Annotated in this window: 15 protein-coding genes; 14 read left to right on the forward strand and 1 reads right to left on the reverse strand. The window is 55.0% G+C overall.

What is annotated here, in order from left to right; genetic code table 11:
• Positions 1-71: 71 nt before the first annotated feature.
• Positions 72-2,075, forward strand: coding sequence for a hybrid sensor histidine kinase/response regulator (locus tag ACJJIJ_RS01600; RefSeq protein WP_252084803.1), 2,004 nt, complete (start codon positions 72-74; stop codon positions 2,073-2,075).
• Between the two features lie 52 nt (positions 2,076-2,127).
• Here the strand turns inward: ACJJIJ_RS01600 and ACJJIJ_RS01605 are convergent, their stop codons facing one another.
• Positions 2,128-2,931 (reverse strand): inositol monophosphatase family protein, encoded by an 804-nt coding sequence (locus tag ACJJIJ_RS01605; protein WP_252084804.1) that lies wholly within the window; start codon positions 2,929-2,931, stop codon positions 2,128-2,130.
• A gap of 135 nt (positions 2,932-3,066) precedes the next feature.
• Between ACJJIJ_RS01605 and trmJ the strand changes: the two genes are divergently transcribed.
• The 13 genes from trmJ to ACJJIJ_RS01670 all read left to right on the forward strand — a co-directional run bounded on the left by trmJ (position 3,067) and on the right by ACJJIJ_RS01670 (position 16,167).
• Complete coding sequence (gene trmJ, locus ACJJIJ_RS01610) at positions 3,067-3,858, forward strand: tRNA (cytosine(32)/uridine(32)-2'-O)-methyltransferase TrmJ (protein ID WP_444885875.1); 792 nt, start codon at positions 3,067-3,069, stop codon at positions 3,856-3,858.
• Between the two features lie 106 nt (positions 3,859-3,964).
• Complete coding sequence (gene iscR / locus ACJJIJ_RS01615) at positions 3,965-4,441, forward strand: Fe-S cluster assembly transcriptional regulator IscR (protein WP_252084806.1); 477 nt, start codon at positions 3,965-3,967, stop codon at positions 4,439-4,441.
• A 64-nt stretch (positions 4,442-4,505) separates the two neighbouring features.
• Positions 4,506-5,720: an IscS subfamily cysteine desulfurase gene (locus ACJJIJ_RS01620; RefSeq protein ID WP_252085971.1), complete on the forward strand. Its 1,215-nt coding sequence runs from the start codon at positions 4,506-4,508 to the stop codon at positions 5,718-5,720.
• Between the two features lie 27 nt (positions 5,721-5,747).
• A complete protein-coding gene (gene iscU, locus ACJJIJ_RS01625) occupies positions 5,748-6,170 on the forward strand; it encodes a Fe-S cluster assembly scaffold IscU (RefSeq protein ID WP_252084807.1) in 423 nt (140 codons plus the stop codon).
• 51 nt (positions 6,171-6,221) lie between these two features.
• Positions 6,222-6,533: an iron-sulfur cluster assembly protein IscA gene (iscA, locus tag ACJJIJ_RS01630; protein WP_435583629.1), complete on the forward strand. Its 312-nt coding sequence runs from the start codon at positions 6,222-6,224 to the stop codon at positions 6,531-6,533.
• 122 nt (positions 6,534-6,655) lie between these two features.
• Positions 6,656-7,183 carry a Fe-S protein assembly co-chaperone HscB gene (hscB, locus tag ACJJIJ_RS01635; RefSeq protein ID WP_444898918.1) on the forward strand — a complete coding sequence of 176 codons (528 nt, stop codon included), beginning with the start codon at positions 6,656-6,658 and terminating at the stop codon, positions 7,181-7,183.
• 81 nt (positions 7,184-7,264) lie between these two features.
• On the forward strand, positions 7,265-9,136 hold the full coding sequence (gene hscA, locus ACJJIJ_RS01640; protein ID WP_444938475.1) for a Fe-S protein assembly chaperone HscA: 1,872 nt from the start codon (positions 7,265-7,267) through the stop codon (positions 9,134-9,136).
• A gap of 77 nt (positions 9,137-9,213) precedes the next feature.
• Positions 9,214-9,552 carry an ISC system 2Fe-2S type ferredoxin gene (gene fdx, locus ACJJIJ_RS01645; RefSeq protein ID WP_152451921.1) on the forward strand — a complete coding sequence of 113 codons (339 nt, stop codon included), beginning with the start codon at positions 9,214-9,216 and terminating at the stop codon, positions 9,550-9,552.
• A gap of 29 nt (positions 9,553-9,581) precedes the next feature.
• On the forward strand, positions 9,582-9,776 hold the full coding sequence (iscX, locus tag ACJJIJ_RS01650; protein WP_444885872.1) for a Fe-S cluster assembly protein IscX: 195 nt from the start codon (positions 9,582-9,584) through the stop codon (positions 9,774-9,776).
• A gap of 198 nt (positions 9,777-9,974) precedes the next feature.
• The gene (gene ndk, locus ACJJIJ_RS01655; RefSeq protein WP_108731991.1) at positions 9,975-10,403 is read left to right on the forward strand and encodes a nucleoside-diphosphate kinase; all 429 of its coding nucleotides are present in this window, start codon (positions 9,975-9,977) and stop codon (positions 10,401-10,403) included.
• Positions 10,404-10,466: 63 nt separating this feature from the next.
• Positions 10,467-11,585 (forward strand): dual-specificity RNA methyltransferase RlmN, encoded by a 1,119-nt coding sequence (gene rlmN, locus ACJJIJ_RS01660; RefSeq protein WP_252084812.1) that lies wholly within the window; start codon positions 10,467-10,469, stop codon positions 11,583-11,585.
• A gap of 211 nt (positions 11,586-11,796) precedes the next feature.
• Positions 11,797-13,716 carry a cytochrome-c peroxidase gene (locus ACJJIJ_RS01665; protein WP_444938476.1) on the forward strand — a complete coding sequence of 640 codons (1,920 nt, stop codon included), beginning with the start codon at positions 11,797-11,799 and terminating at the stop codon, positions 13,714-13,716.
• A 495-nt stretch (positions 13,717-14,211) separates the two neighbouring features.
• Complete coding sequence (locus ACJJIJ_RS01670) at positions 14,212-16,167, forward strand: cytochrome-c peroxidase (protein ID WP_444938477.1); 1,956 nt, start codon at positions 14,212-14,214, stop codon at positions 16,165-16,167.
• Positions 16,168-16,257: the final 90 nt, after the last annotated feature.

A 16,257-nucleotide genomic window follows, 5' to 3' on the forward strand; every position in this document is an offset into this window, starting at 1 on the left:
AGACGCCCTTTTCGCGCCTAGGTATAAATGCCCCTTTTTTTTGCCAGCAATGCCAACGAATCGAGTTAAGCGTGTCCGAATTTCAGAACCCCGTTCCGCCCCATCTCCCTTTCCTGCTGGCAACTCCAGAGGAGTTGCACTCTCTGGATGTTCTGGAGCTCACACACCAAACCGGTCGCCTGCAGGGGCTGATGATGGATGTGGATTGCGGCCTGTGGGAGTGGCACCTAAATAGTGGCGCCCAGCGCGCTCAGGGGGATATCTGGCATTTGTTTGCCGATAGTGCTGATCGCGCCCTTCAGGGTCTGTGGTCTGGCGCCGAGTTGCACCCGGTGCATTCTGATGAGCGTCACCGTATTTTGGCGTTACGCAAAAGGATCGCCAGCGAGGGTGGCTACTTCGATATCGCTTTTCGCGCCTACGATATCTCCGGACAAATGCGCTGGTTGCGCTTTTGTGGCCGGGCTACCACCAGTGCTGATGGCAGCGAGGTGATCGCGATTGGCACTTGTGCCGATTATAGCGAGGCACTTTCGCAGCGCTATCTGACCAATCTACCCAGTGAGCGACCGCTGCAGGCGTTGTCCGGGGTGGGAGATGGTTTGTGGGAATGGGATTTACGCGCCGATGAAATGGTACTCGATGACGCCTGTTGGGGGATTCTCGGCTACGAGGTGAGCCCGATTCGTAGTATTGGGCGCTCTGCTGCGGAGCAATGGAAAGCGCGTATTCTCACCGAGGATATAGCCAGGGTGGAACAATCCATGTTGGACCATGTGCGCGACCGGCTGCCCCTGGATGTGGAATTCCGCCTGTGGCGCTCCGATGGCAGCTTGGTATGGGTTCGCTGTCGCGGCAAGGCCCAACTGGACAGCCGTGGTCAACCGGTGCGGGTGTTCGGGGTTTTACAGGATGTTAGCGCTGGACGTGAGAGCCAGGCGCGGCTGGAACGGGAGTTGCACCAGCAACGTGAGGAAAATGCCCATCGAGCCGATCTTTTATTCAGCCTGAGCCACGAGCTGCGGACCCCTCTCAACGCCATTTTGGGATACAGCCAAATGGTGGAACTGGATCAGAGCTTGAACTCCGACCAACGCCAGCGGCTTGGGGAGATTCGCCGAGCGGGTCAACACCTATTGCACCTGGTGGGGGATGTGCTGGAGCTCGCCCGTATCGACAGTCGGCGGCTCGGCCCCTCAATGGAGTCGGTGCGCCCGGTGGAACTAGTGGCCGAATGTAAGCGCCTGCTGGAACCACTGGCGGAGACCCGCCGGGTCAGTCTGGTCTACGAGCCTCTCGGCTGGGAATCCGCCTATATCTGCGCAGACCCAGTTCGTTACAAACAGGTGGTTCTAAACCTCGCCGGCAATGCAGTGAAATACAACCGGGATAATGGCAGGGTCATTATTAATTTCACTCCCCAGGCAGAGGGCTGGCTGCGCTTGAGTATTCTCGATACCGGTAAGGGCATTTCTCCGGATCGGCGCAGCGAGGTGTTCGAACCCTTTAATCGTTTGGGGGAGGAAAAGGGCCATATAGAGGGGACCGGCGTGGGTCTGGCAATTGCCAAGCGGCTCACCGAGGCTATGGGTGGGCGAATCGACTTTGATAGTCAGGAGGGGCAGGGCTCAGTTTTCTGGATCGAATTCCCTATGATCGATGCGCCCGATGCCCTTATGAGCTTTTCTGCTCATCCACAGGAGCCTCCGCAGTTGCCGGAGGGGCGCGTGTTACTTGTGGATAACCGCCCTGCTGCGGCCGACCAGCTAAAGGAAATGCTGAAGGAGAGTCCCCAGGTTCAGTGCCTGATTGCCACCGATGTGGTGGAGGCAATTTTTATCGCGCGAACGCAGCGTCCCGATGTACTGTTGTTTCACAGTGAAGTGCCGGGCATGTCCGCTGCGGACCTAATCTCTATTTTGCAGGAGGATATCGCCACCAGAGCCATGCGCTTTGTACTGGTTGGTGAAAAATCCAGTGGGGAGAACTATCCGGCACTGCCGGCAGAGTTTGACTTTATGCAGTTGTCGCGTGTGCTGGCGGAAACCCTTGGGCGGGCCGGTCGGTCAGTTTAGCGGCACCGTAACAGCTGGCCCGGCAGTCGCCGGGCCAGTGAGCGAATGAAGCTTAGCGCACGGAGCCCAGGTGCTTACCGACGATCTGCACCAGCGGCTTGAAGACTTTGGGGGTGGCACAGACCAGATTGCCGGATTCCAGGTAGTCCTCTCCACCGCGGAAGTCGCTGATCAAACCGCCGGCCTCTTTGACCAGTAGCGAGCCTGCAGCGATATCCCAGGTATTCAGATACATCTCCCAGAAACCGTCGAAGCGCCCGGCCGCTACATAGGCCAGGTCCAGTGCGGCGGCGCCGGGGCGGCGGATGCCGGCGGTCTGCCCGGCGATCTCTTTCAAAGCGCCCAGGTAGGGGTCGATGTTTTCCAGAGCGGGGCCATTGAAGGGTAGGCCGGTGCCAATTAGAGCGCCGCGCAGGCCCTGGCGGGGGGAAACACGGATGCGACGGCCGTTTAGGGCCGCGCCGCGACCGCGGCTCGCGGTGAATTCTTCGCGCTTAATCGGGTCGAGTACCACCGCGTGCTCAATGCGGCCGCGGTAGCGGCAGGCGATAGATACCGCAAACTGGGGTACGCCGTGGATAAAGTTGGTGGTGCCATCGAGAGGGTCGATAATCCACTCGTAGTCGGGCTCGGCGCCTTCGATCAGGCCGCTCTCTTCAGCGCGGATGCTGTGCTTGGGGTAGGCTTTGCGCAGGTGATAAATAATCTCCTGTTCGCTGGCCTTGTCCACTTCGGTGACGAAATCGTTGCGCGCCTTTTCCTCGAATTTCATCAGGTCGCCGCGCTCCCAGGCTCGTTCGATCAATTCTCCGGCCTTGCGCGCTGCGCGCAGGGCAATATTTAGCATGGGTTCCATAACTATTCCGCACTAAGTGGTTAAAGTGGTTAAAAAGCAGACCGCGGGTTAACCGCAGCGGACGCGATTGTATGGATTCCCGCTCCTTTTTGCTACACTCGCGCGCCCCCATGACACCGAATTATTACTTTCAGTATGGCCAAGTCCCCATTAGACACGACTCCGCTCAGTGCGCTCGACAATGTGCGTGTGGTTCTGGTTAACAGTGCCCACCCAGGAAATATTGGCGGTGCGGCGCGCGCCCTGAAGAATATGGGCCTGAGCCAGCTCTATCTGGTTGCACCGCGGGAATTCCCTGCGGCCAATGCCGTGTGGCGCGCCGCCGGTGCGGCGGAGCTGCTCGACAGTGCAGTAGTAGTGGACACTCTGGAAGAGGCGGTGGCAGATTGCGGCCTGGTGGTGGCTACCAGTGCCCGCGAGCGACGTATTCCCTGGCCTCTGCTGACACCGCGCCAGTGCGGTGAGCGCGCAGTGGCCGAGGCCTCCAGCCACCCGGTGGCGCTGGTGTTTGGTCGCGAAGACCGCGGCCTGACCAATGAAGAGCTTCAGGCGTGCAATTACCATGTGCATATTCCGGCCAACCCCGAGTACAGCTCTCTAAACCTGGCGACCGCCGTACAGGTGCTTTCTTATGAGGTGCGTATGGCGGCGCTGGAAGCAGAGAAAGGCGAGCCTGTGAGTTATGCAGACTGGGATCGCCCACCGTCCAAAGCCAGCGATATGGAGCTCTATTTTGAGCACCTCCAGCAAGCTTTAGGTGAACTGGGCTTTATCGATCCGGATAACCCTCGCCAGACTATGACCCGACTGCGCAGGCTTTACAGCCGTGTGCGCCCGGATGATATGGAGCTGGGTATCCTGCGCGGCATGCTCACCTCCATCCAGAACTATATTCACCGCTCTGGTGGCAAGGGGCGCCCAGACTAGTTGAGTACCCGAGTACTTTGCTTGGTTATATACTTGACTAAGGTGCTGGGTTATTTCATACTCGCGCCCCGATCGGAAAAGGGCTGTTCATCAGTTGGGAGCTGGTATGCGTTTAACAACCAAAGGCCGCTATGCGGTAACCGCCATGCTGGATCTGGCGTTGCATGCAGAGCGTGGGCCGATCAGCTTGGCAGATATTTCCAAACGGCAGGGCATCTCCCTGTCCTATCTGGAACAGTTATTTTCCCGCCTGCGGCAATCCGGACTGGTGTCCAGTGTGCGCGGCCCCGGCGGTGGTTATCGTCTAGCCCGCGATGGCGAAGAGATTTTTGTGGCTCAGATCATTGATGCAGTCAATGAATCGGTGGATGCCACCAGCTGTGGCGGCAACGCCGATTGCGCCAATGGCGAACAGTGTCTGACCCATTACCTCTGGTCAGACCTGAGTGATCAGATTCACGGTTTCCTGAGCGGAATCAGCCTGGCCAACTTGGTGTCTCGCGCCGAGGTACAGGAAGTGGCACGCCGCCAGGATATGCGCGAAGCGCCGGAAGAGCGGGTCGCCGTACTCGGCGGCTTGTAAATATCGGTCACAACTGTGGCCAAAGCGGAATATTTGAGAATTATTGAGCGGAAACGGTATGACTATGAAGCTTCCCATCTACCTGGATTATTCAGCTACCTGTCCGGTTGACCCGCGTGTCGCTGCAAAGATGGCAGAGCAGCTGACGATGGAAGGCAACTTCGGTAACCCGGCTTCACGGTCTCACCTGTATGGCTGGAAAGCCGAAGAGGCGGTGGAAAATGCCCGTCGTCAGGTGGCTGAGCTGATTAATGCTGACCCCCGCGAGATCGTCTGGACCAGTGGTGCCACCGAGTCCGATAACCTGGCGATCAAAGGTGCGGCGCACTTCTATCAGGGCCGCGGCAAGCACATCATCACCTCCAAAATTGAGCACAAGGCAGTACTAGACACTTGTCGCCAGCTGGAGCGTGAAGGCTTCGAAGTAACCTATCTGAATCCCCGTGAAGACGGCATTGTTACCCCGCAACAGGTTGAGGAAGCGCTGCGTGAGGACACCATTCTGGTGAGCCTGATGCACGTGAACAACGAAATCGGTGTAATTAACGATATCGCCGCGATCGGTGAGCTGTGTCGCTCGCGCAAAATTATTTTCCATGTGGACGCGGCGCAAAGCGCAGGCAAACTGCCTATCGACCTGCAGGAGATGAAGGTCGATCTGATGTCCTTCTCCGCCCACAAAATTTACGGCCCCAAAGGTATCGGCGCACTGTATGTACGCCGCAAACCCCGCGTCCGTCTGGAAGCGCAGATACACGGTGGCGGCCACGAGCGCGGTATGCGTTCCGGCACTCTGCCGACTCACCAGATTGTCGGTATGGGTGAAGCTTTCCGCATCGCCAAAGAGGAAATGGTGCAAGAGGGCGAGCGTCTGGTTTCCCTGCGCAACCGCTTCTGGGATCAGATCAAAGATATGGAAGAAGTCCATATCAATGGTTCCGCCGAACAGCGTGTACCGGGCAACTTGAACGTGAGCTTTGCCTTTGTAGAGGGCGAGAGCCTGATTATGTCCCTGCGCGACCTGGCAATTTCCTCCGGTTCCGCCTGTACCTCCGCCAGTCTCGAGCCCAGCTACGTGCTGCGCGCCCTGGGTGTAAACGATGAGCTGGCGCACAGCTCCCTGCGTTTCAGCTTCGGCCGTTTCACCAGCGAGCAGGACGTGGACACCGCCGCGGCCGCCGTGCGCAAGGCAGTGGAGAAACTGCGTGAATTGTCGCCGCTTTGGGATATGTACAAAGACGGTGTGGACCTGAACAAGATTGAATGGGCCGCTCACTAAGCGCGCACAAGAGTTAGGAGAAAAGTCATGGCCTATAGCGATAAAGTAATTGACCACTACGAACACCCCCGCAATGTCGGGCGCATGGACGACAAGGCGGACAATGTAGGCACCGGTATGGTGGGTGCGCCCGCTTGTGGTGATGTGATGCGCTTGCAGATCCAGGTGAACGACGCGGGTGTGATTGAAGACGCCAAGTTCAAAACCTACGGTTGCGGTTCCGCTATCGCCTCCAGCTCCCTGCTCACCGAGTGGGTGAAGGGTAAGACGATCGATGAGGCGGAGCAGATCAAAAATACCGCTATCGCCGAGGAACTGGCGCTGCCACCGGTGAAAATTCACTGTTCCGTGCTGGCCGAAGATGCAATCAAGGCCGCTGTACGCAACATCCGTGAAAAGCGCGGTGAGTCTGCCGAAGCCGCTGACGCGCCGGAATCCGCCGCAGGTTAACCACCGGGCCCAGGGCCCAATAGCAGTGAAGGTATTGTTTTGGCTATTACTATGACCGAGGCCGCTGAGGCTCATATCAAGAGTCAGCTGGCCAAGCGCGGTAAGGGAATCGGCATTCGTGTGGGTGTTAAGACCGCCGGGTGTTCAGGCCTTGCCTATGTACTGGAATTTGTCGATTCGGCAGAGGCCGAAGACGTGGTATTCGAGCAGGATGGAGTAAAGCTGATCGTAGACCCCAAGAGTCTGGTTTACCTAGACGGTACCCAGCTCGATTTCGTTAAAGAAGGGCTCAACGAAGGCTTCACCTTCACCAACCCCAACGTCAAAAACGAGTGTGGCTGCGGCGAGAGTTTCCACGTCTGAGCGTGGCCCGCTTCAGCGAGGCCGGATGCACTGCGCATGCCGGCCTTTTTATTGGCCCGGCAGTTGCCGGGTGCGGCGCCGCCGCCCAGTTTTTAAGGCCCAGTGCCGGCAGGTGAACTGAGATGGCAACCAACCTGACCCATTTTGAAATATTCGGGCTTGACCCCGCCTTTGAACTCGATCGCAGTGCTCTGTCCGCACGCTATCGGGAATTACAGCGGGAATTCCACCCGGATAAATACGCTTCCAAATCCGAGCGCGAACAGTTGCTCGCTATTCAAATGGCTGCGCAGATCAATGAAGCCCACACGGTACTTCGCGATCCGGTGCAACGCGCTGCTTACCTGCTCAAGTTGGCTGGGGTGGAAGTGCCACCTGAGCAGACTACTGCCGATACAGAGTTCCTGATGCAGCAGATGGTGCTGCGCGAGCGCCTGGAGGAAGTGCGCGAGCAAGCAAATCCCACTGTTGCCCTGGAGGAACTCGCCGAAGAGGTGGATGGCCTCTACCGCGGTGCGCAGCGGCAATTTGCTGAGACCTATGCCGTGGGCAAGTTTAGCGAAGCAGAAGACGCCCTGCGCAAGCAGCAATTCCTGGTCAAGCTGCAGTCGCAAGTGGAAGAGCTGGAAGCTGATCTGTTCGGCGATTAAACAAGCGCTACCAGAAAATAAACCGGGATCAGGCACAGGCGGTGCCAACGCGAACAATCCCGCTGATAGAAGAGATAAGTAATGGCATTACTGCAGATTTCCGAGCCGGGACAGAGTCCCGACCCCCATCAGCGCAAATACGCGGTGGGCATCGACTTGGGCACCACCAACTCACTGGTGGCCACGGTGCGCAGCGGCTCGGCAGAGGCCATTGCGGCAGAGGATGGCAGTGTCATCCTGCCCTCGGCGGTGCACTACAGCCGCGACGGTATTACCGTTGGTAGCGAGGCGCGTCTGCGTGCTGCTGCTGATCCCTACAACACCATGTTGTCGATCAAGCGCTTGATGGGCCGTGGGGTCGCCGATGTAAAAAGCCTGGGCGAGCAGCTGCCCTATCATTTTTCCGATACCGATGGCGGCATGCCCACTATTGAAACTGCCGCCGGCCCGGTCAACCCGGTGCAGGTATCTGCGGAAATCCTTAAGAAGCTGGCCCAGCGTGGCCGCGATGCACTCTACGGCAAAGTGGATGGCGAGCTCGACGGCGCAGTGATTACCGTGCCGGCCTATTTTGATGATGCCCAGCGCCAGGCGACCAAGGACGCGGCCAAGCTGGCCGGCCTGAAGGTGCTGCGCCTGCTCAATGAGCCGACTGCCGCGGCGGTAGCCTATGGCCTCGATCGGGGGGAAGAGGGCGTGATCGCTGTCTATGATCTGGGCGGCGGCACCTTTGATATTTCAATCCTGCGGCTGTCCCGCGGTGTTTTTGAGGTAATGGCCACCGGTGGCGATACGGCCTTGGGTGGCGATGACTTCGACCGCATTATTGCGGCCTGGATTGCCGAGCGGGCGGGTTTGGGCACCGATCTGGATGCGTCGACTCAGCGGTTGTTACTGGATAGTGCCTGCGCTGCTAAGGAGTCCCTGAGTGGTGCCGAGCAGGTAGAAATACACCATGGGGACTGGCGGGGCGTACTTGACCGGGTGACTATGGCCTCGTTGCTGGATCCCATGATCGACAAGACCCTGCGCGCCTGTAAACGTGCCCTGCGCGATGCCGGTATCGGCGTGGATGAAGTACAAGAAGTCGTTCTGGTGGGCGGTTCCACTCGTACGCTGCGGGTGCGGGAACGGGTTGAAGACTATTTTGGCCGGGCGCCCCACGCGGAGATCGATCCGGATCAAGTGGTAGCCATTGGTGCGGCCCTGCAGGCCGATGTGCTGGTGGGCAATAAATCCGACGACGACCTGCTGCTGCTGGATGTAATCCCGTTGTCTCTGGGTATTGAGACTATGGGTGGGCTCACCGAGAAGTTGATTGCGCGCAATACCACCATTCCGGTGTCTAAAGCTCAGGAATTCACCACTTTCAAAGATGGCCAGACCGCCATGGCGGTTCATGTGGTGCAGGGTGAGCGAGAGCTGGTTAGCGACTGCCGCTCGCTGGCACGTTTCGAATTGCGCGGAATTCCTCCAATGGTGGCGGGTGCCGCTCATATTCGCGTGACCTTCCAGGTGGATGCGGATGGCTTGCTGTCGGTGACCGCCATGGAGAAGAGCAGTGGCGTTAGTGCAGATATCGTAGTGAAGCCTTCCTACGGCCTGGAGGATAAGGACATAGCGCGCATGCTGCAGGAATCCTATACCCACGCCGCCGAGGATATTGCTCTGCGTGCTTTGCGCGAGGCGCAGGTTGAGGCGGAGCGGACTTTAGAGAGTTTGCTGATGGCCCTGCGTGAAAACGGCGCCGAGCTGCTGGAAGAGCATGAGCTGAGTGAGCTGGAGCATGCAATGGAAGCTCTGCGCTTGGCCCATAACGGGGGCGATGCCGATGAGATTCGTCAGCGTATGGAGACCCTTAACCAGCTGTCAGAGCCCTTTGCGGCCAAACGTATGGATGCTTCTATCAAGCGCGCCATGCGCGGCCACAGCCTGGATGAATTTGATAAATAAGCGGTGGGCGCCTAGCCCGCACAACTTGCGGCCGGGGCTTGCCCCCGTCGGATTGAGACCATAGAGAGTCAGTACCCATGCCGAAGATAGTATTTTTACCCCACCCGGAAATGTGCCCTGAAGGTAAAGTGGTGGAAGCGGAGAGCGGTGTCAGTGTAATCGATGCGGCACTGGCCAACGATATCGAGATCGAGCACGCCTGCGAGAAGGCTTGTGCCTGTACTACCTGCCATGTGATTGTGCGCGAAGGCTTCTATTCCCTGGAGGAGCCCGATGAGCTGGAAGAAGACCTGCTGGACAAGGCTTGGGGCCTGGAGCCGGAGTCGCGCCTGTCTTGTCAGGCGATCGTTGAAGATGAAGACCTGGTGGTGGAAATTCCCAAATACACCATCAACCAGGTGTCGGAAAAGCACTGAGTGCCGCGGGTAGTGAGGAAGCCAAAACAATGAAGTGGACCGATATTCACGATATCGCTATTGAGCTCTGCGAAGCCCATGAAGATGTTGACCCGCTCACCGTCAATTTTGTCGACTTGCGCAACTGGGTGATGGCGTTACCTGAGTTTGATGACGAGCCGGGCCGTTGTGGTGAAAAGATTCTGGAGGCTATTCAGGCCGCATGGATTGAGGAACGCGAGTAGTCAGAATGGGTTTAAGGGGGTATTGGTATTGGAGTACAAAAGTCGATCAATACCCCGTATAATCCGCCGGCCGCGAAATGCGGTGATCAAAAATTGAGTACCCCCGGTGGGTATGAAAGGAATACTAGGGAAGAGCAACTGTGTAGGTTGCTCTTTCTATATATAAGTTAAGTTACAAAAATCAATTTGGAGATAACCATGGCCCTGGAGCGTACCCTTTCCATCATCAAGCCGGACGCAGTAGCCAAGAATGTAATCGGTGAAATCGAGAGCCGTTTTGAGAAAGCTGGCCTGAGCATCGTTGCCATGAAGATGGTTCAACTGTCCCGCGAAAAAGCTGAAGGTTTCTACGCTGAGCATAAAGAGCGTCCTTTCTTCAAAGACCTGGTTGACTTCATGACTTCCGGTCCGGTTGTTGTACAGGTTCTGGAAGGTGAGAACGCTATCCTGGCAAACCGCGACCTGATGGGCGCTACCAACCCGAAAGAAGCGGCTGCTGGCACCATCCGCGCTGACTTCGCTGACAGCATCGACGCCAACGCTGTACACGGTTCTGACTCCGCAGAGTCCGCCGCCCGCGAAGTAAGCTACTTCTTCGCCGACGACGAAATCTGCGCGCGCGCTTAATTAGCGCCACAAATCGCACCGGTCTGTCCGGACCGGTGCAATTCTTCCCCCGAGGTGAAATGAATGACCACAGAGAAAACCAACCTGCTCGGCCTTTCAGTAGAAAAGCTGGCCGCCTTTTTTGAATCATTGGGCGAGAAGCGCTTCCGCGCAGTTCAGGTTTTAAAGTGGATTCACCAGAATGGGGTTGATGATTTTGCTGAGATGACCAATGTCAGCAAGGCCCTGCGTCAAAAGCTGGCGGAAGTGGCCGAAGTCCGTGCCCCGGAAGTATTGAATCAGTGGGATTCTGCCGACGGCACACGCAAGTGGCTAATTAAAGTCTCCGGTGGCAATGCTATCGAGACGGTTTATATCCCCGATGGCGATCGCGGCACCCTGTGTGTCTCCTCCCAGGTGGGCTGTTCCCTGGATTGCAGTTTCTGTGCAACTGGCAAGCAGGGCTTTAACCGCGATTTAACCGCGGCAGAAATTATCGGGCAGGTGTGGATCGCCTGTAAGTCTTTCGGCCAGCTGGACCCAAAAGGACCGCGCAAAGTCACCAACGTGGTGATGATGGGCATGGGTGAGCCATTGCTCAATTTCGACAATGTGGTCGATTCCATGAATCTGATGATGGAAGACAATGCCTACGGTATTTCCAAGCGCCGCGTCACCCTGTCAACTTCCGGTGTGGTGCCCGCATTGGACCGCCTAGCCGATGTGACCGATGTGAGCCTGGCGATTTCCCTGCACGCGCCCAACGACGAATTACGTAACGAGTTGGTGCCGATCAATAAGAAATACCCCATTGCGGTGTTGTTGGATTCCGCTAAGCGCTATATCGAGCGTATGCCGGATACGCACCGTAAAATGACCATTGAATACACGCTGATGCGCGAAGTTAATGATCGCCCGGAGCACGCTGAGCAATTGGCAGAGCTGCTGAAAGAGATTCCGGTGAAAATTAACCTGATTCCCTTTAACCCGTTTGAGCTGTCCGACTACCAGCGTGTGAGCAACAATGCTCTGCGTCGCTTCCAGCAGATATTGCTTGATAAGGGTTATACGGTTACCGTTCGCACTACCCGTGGCGACGATATCGATGCAGCCTGTGGCCAGCTGGCCGGCAGTGTTAACGACCGCACCCGCCGCTCCGAGCGCTACCGCAATGCAGAGCGCCCCGTTCGTATAGTCGGCTGATCACTCAATCCTGCCTGGATGATTTGCATAGTCACTTGCTAGCAGAGATCCGGGCTTGCCCTATCATTTCTGTAGGCCTTAGGGTCGTAATTTCTTTAAAGCCTCTCCATTTTTTTCTGATCTCCCTTTTATTGGTGTCAACCAAATCCCAGGATACTGCGTTAACAGTCCAAAACTTTACGAAAGTGGATGGAAAGGACTGTTAAATTTTATGCGTACTGAAAAAGTGGATTTTAAGGTGTCTGCCAATGTCCTATTGCGATATTTATATTTAATACTCTGTATATCCTTGGCAGCTTGCAGTTCAGGATCATCTGGAGGTGATGATGATACTTCGACACCGAATACTGTAGAGGGTGATTCAGACTCAGACTCAGACTCAGACTCAGACCCAGACCCCGACCCGCAATCTGAGCAGGGTAGTGGGCCCGGTAAATTGATTGGACATGCCTTTTCCGGGACCAGCATCGGCCTTGCTTGGGAGCGGGATGGTGAGACCTATTTTGTTTATCGCAATGGTGAAAGAGTCGCGCAAACCAGTAATAACTTTTTTGTCGATAAAAACCTCACGGTAGCGACTGAGTACAGCTACTTGCTAAATATGGTCGATACTGCCAGCGCCTCTGAGGCCGATCAGATTGTTGTTAAGACATTGGTAAATGACACGAATACTGGGCTAAATAACGGCACAGAAGACGATGTCTTAAACGAGCGTATTTCCACTTTTGCCGAGTGTAAAAATGTCTTCAGCGCCCTGGATTTACTCGAGGAAGATCTTGATAACTGCCTGGCAGCAATGCTTGAGCTCAATCGCATGGCCTCTCTTGTTGAGGATATACGTGCTTTTGCCGCGCGTGTTCGCAGCGAGCAGGAACCAGCCATGGTTGAGCTGGGTATGCGCCTGTTCCACAATAAATCCTTGAGTGCCAATCAAGATGCTTCCTGCTCCTCTTGTCACCACCCGGCGATTGGCTGTGGTGGGGATGGTCTATCAATGCCGGTTGGCATTAATGCGGTAGATAGTACGTTGCTAGGGCCGGGGCGCTCTGACGGTATTAATGAAGTGCCGATAGTGCCGAGGAATTCACCAGCGACCTGCAACACTTCGCTCTGGTCTCGTGGCCTGTTTTGGGACAACCGGGTTTCATTGAGTCCTAATGGTGTGTTGCGCACAGATTCAACGGACGTTACCCGAAATACTTCCTCCGTGGTAGGTTCTGGTTCCCTGGCTCTACTGATGGCTCAGGCACACTTCCCTGTTACAGCACCACCTGAGATGGGGGATATCGTCGACTTTGGCTACGATGATTCTGTCGACGAAAACTTTACTGCATACCGCGAAGATATATTGGCGGCGAATCTGGATATCGAAGCTTGGGGGCCGCTATTTACATCCGCTTTTGGTGATCCTGAGATTAACTTTAGCCGTATTGCCCAGGCTATTGCAGCTTATGAGGCGGTGCAGATATTTATAGATAATTCATTTTTTGCCTATGTCGAGGGCAATTTACAAGCGCTTAACGCCGAAGAGAAGCGTGGTGCTATCACGTTCATGTCGAGAGATTCTGGCTGTACCTTCTGCCATAAGGGGGCCTTCTTTACTTCCGAGGCGCTGATGGCTGCTAACTATCCGCAGATTGGAATTGGTACTGACGAGAGTGGCAGTGGAGCCGATTTGGGTGGAGAAGGGTCTTTGGGTTTTGGGGCATTCCGAGCCCCAACTCTGTTAAATGTGGCGATTACCGGCCCCTGGGGACATAGCGGGCAGTTTGGCAGCTTGCGTAGAAATGTCGAGCATTACAGGGATCAGGGTGTCTCAATTGCCAGTTACTTTGCCAATAATGAAATGTGTGATCTTGAACAGTTTAAAGATTTACAGGATTGCCCCAGTAAAGTAGCGCCTAATGGTTTGGTTCTGTCTCAGGATATTCTTGCAGGGAATGATGGTGGTGGTGTCAACCGCCTGACTGATGATGAGATCGACCTTGTTGTCATTTTTCTGGGCACTCTCACTGACCCAGCCGCCGCCAATAGTAGCTCTAATGAGATTCAATTTTTGATTCCTCCCAGAGACGGTGGTCCGGATGGCAAACAGCTGGATGCTAGAAACCGGAATGGGGAGAGTTTGTAATTCCCTGTTTACCTTGTTTTATAGCCAAGTGAATAGCTAGAAAAAAGTCAAAAGTATAGAGGGTATAGTTTTTATACCCTCATACTTATCTTTGCGATTTGTGCAATTAATTTTTTAGGCTGGGTCGCAGTATGGGTAAACTTAGCTTGTAGCCTTCTCAATACCTTTTTCTCTATTTCTTTAAACCCAGAGACAATTCACAGTATCCAATATCACTGTGCCAGCATCAGTGCTTTGCGACTCTCTCAACAGAATTATCTAAGTAAAAGCTTTAGGGTCACTACCTCGGTATCCCATGAAATTGGCAAAAAAGTTCGGTTTCATGAAAAGTATTGTGAGGGCAGGCAACTCTTTCTGCTCCCCAAAAAACTACTTTTAAAAATGTTGGATAGTTCCAAAATATTAGCTTTTGGTGCCGTGCGGGGCACTAGTAGCTCCATTGTCTGTCCAGTGCTGTTCAAAACGATTTTTCAGTGGCGGAGTCGAGCTGTATTTATGAAAACCCAGAGCAATAATTTGCCGATATCATGCGCAGCACTGTTGCGATTAGTGCTACTGCCGCTTGTTTTGTTGGCAGTGGGCTGCAGCTCTGGTTCATCCGGTGGCGATGACAGCTCTGGCTCGGAAACGGTGGAAGCTGACACCGACGCTGGGGGAAATACCGATACAAACTCCGGTGGTGATGATACGGGCAATGGCGGCGACACAGATAATGACGATGATGCAGGCAATGGCACAGAGACCGGGCAAGGCAATGCGCCGAAGGCCTTGATCGCTAATGCTTTTTCAGGAACGAGTATCGGCCTTTCCTGGCAGCGCGATGGGGCAACCTATGCTATCTATCGTGGCGGAGAAAAAATTGCCGAGACAGATAATCATTTTTATGTTGACCATGGCCTTTCGATAAATACCGAGTACAGCTACTCAGTGGCCAGTGGCGATGTGAACAGCGAGAGTGAAACGGCCTGGGTCAATGCGAAAACACTAATCAATAATACGAATAGCGGCCTTAACAATGGTGCGGTTGCGGTACCGGTCCTCGAGCGCCTTGTGAACATTAGTGAATGTAAAAATGTTCGCAGTGCATTGAATTTATTAGATGAAGATCTGGATATCTGCCTGGCGGCCATGCTGGAATCGAACAACATGGCTGGGCATCTGGAAGATATGCGCGCTTTTGCTGCCAGGGTGCGAAGTGAACAAGACCCTGCCATGGTCGAGCTGGGTATGCGCCTATTTTACAGTCAATCCCTCAGTGCCAATGGCGATGTAGCCTGTGCCTCCTGTCACCACGCTGCTATCGGTTGTGGCGGTGACAATCTCTCTATGCCCGTGGGTGTGAATCCATTAGATCCTGCATTGGTTGGCCCAGGCCGCTCTGACGGTATCAATGAGGTACCAATAGTACCCAGAAACGCCCAGCCGATATGTAATGTGGCATTGTGGGGTAGTGGGCTCTTTTGGGATAACCGGGTGGCACTTACCGATCGCGGTATCCGCACCGACTCACGGGACGTCAGCCTCAATACCGAAGCGGCGGTGGGTACTGGCACCCTGGCCCTGATGATGGCGCAGGCGCATTTTCCCGTAACCAATCCTGCGGAAATGGGTGACGTTACTCAATTTGGTTACGACGCGAGTAGTGATAGCGGCACCACCGATTACCGCGAAGATTTAGTGGCGGCCAATCTGGGACGGGAATCCTGGAGTGGGTTATTTAACGCAGCTTTTGGTGACGACCAGATTACTTTCAGCCGTATTGCGCAGGCTATAGCCGCTTTTGAAGCGGTGCAGCTCTTTATCGACAACCCTTTCTTCGACTATGTAGATGGCGACTTGGATGCGCTCGATAATGATGAGAAGCGCGGTGCCATTACTTTTATGTCAGGGAATTCCGGCTGTACTAATTGCCATGCGGGTGCATTTTTTACTACTGAAGGGCCACGGCCTGCGAATTATCCACAAATTGGTATAGGTACCGATGAGAATGGCAGTGGCGCGGATCTGGGGGCGAACGGTGCTGGTGCCTTCCGTCCCCCAACACTACTGAATGTCGCGCTCACTGGCCCTTGGGGGCACAGTGGTCAATTTGCGACGCTACGCAGAAATGTCGAACACTACCGCGACCGTGCGGCATCGGTTAACCAGTATTACACCAATAGCGAAATGTGCGACTTGTCACAATTTTCTGGGTTAACAGATTGTGCCAGTAAGGTGGCGCCCAATGGCCTTGCGCTCTCCCAGGCAATCCTTGCGACCACCGGTGGTGATGCCGGTAATAATCTCAGCGATGCCGAGATCGACCTGGTCGTGCGTTTTCTTGAGACCCTGACCGACCCGGATGCGGCCAACACCTCTTCAAATTCCGTTCGCGCCCTGATCCCTACCCGCGACGGGGGGCCTGATGGCAAACAGCTTGATGCGAGGGATAGCTCCGGTAAGGAGCTCTAGTGGTGGTTTTATTACCAGTATTAACGAAATTTTCTGACTTTTGTGTGGGTTCCGCACTGCCCCGATTTTATTTTGTTATCAGCGAGAGAT

It is taken from the genome of Microbulbifer mixtoriginis (SeqCode) (assembly GCF_052467945.1).

Coding starts and splice junctions, on each gene's coding strand:
- ndk (WP_108731991.1), top strand. CDS start 9,975: ATGGCCCTGGAGCGTACCCTTTCCATCATCAAGCCGGACGCAGTAGCC.
- rlmN (WP_252084812.1), top strand. CDS start 10,467: ATGACCACAGAGAAAACCAACCTGCTCGGCCTTTCAGTAGAAAAGCTG.
- ACJJIJ_RS01605 (WP_252084804.1), bottom strand. CDS start 2,931: ATGGAACCCATGCTAAATATTGCCCTGCGCGCAGCGCGCAAGGCCGGA.
- iscX (WP_444885872.1), top strand. CDS start 9,582: ATGAAGTGGACCGATATTCACGATATCGCTATTGAGCTCTGCGAAGCC.
- iscR (WP_252084806.1), top strand. CDS start 3,965: ATGCGTTTAACAACCAAAGGCCGCTATGCGGTAACCGCCATGCTGGAT.
- iscA (WP_435583629.1), top strand. CDS start 6,222: ATGACCGAGGCCGCTGAGGCTCATATCAAGAGTCAGCTGGCCAAGCGC.
- hscB (WP_444898918.1), top strand. CDS start 6,656: ATGGCAACCAACCTGACCCATTTTGAAATATTCGGGCTTGACCCCGCC.
- ACJJIJ_RS01620 (WP_252085971.1), top strand. CDS start 4,506: ATGAAGCTTCCCATCTACCTGGATTATTCAGCTACCTGTCCGGTTGAC.
- fdx (WP_152451921.1), top strand. CDS start 9,214: ATGCCGAAGATAGTATTTTTACCCCACCCGGAAATGTGCCCTGAAGGT.
- hscA (WP_444938475.1), top strand. CDS start 7,265: ATGGCATTACTGCAGATTTCCGAGCCGGGACAGAGTCCCGACCCCCAT.
- iscU (WP_252084807.1), top strand. CDS start 5,748: ATGGCCTATAGCGATAAAGTAATTGACCACTACGAACACCCCCGCAAT.
- trmJ (WP_444885875.1), top strand. CDS start 3,067: ATGGCCAAGTCCCCATTAGACACGACTCCGCTCAGTGCGCTCGACAAT.
- ACJJIJ_RS01670 (WP_444938477.1), top strand. CDS start 14,212: ATGAAAACCCAGAGCAATAATTTGCCGATATCATGCGCAGCACTGTTG.
- ACJJIJ_RS01665 (WP_444938476.1), top strand. CDS start 11,797: ATGCGTACTGAAAAAGTGGATTTTAAGGTGTCTGCCAATGTCCTATTG.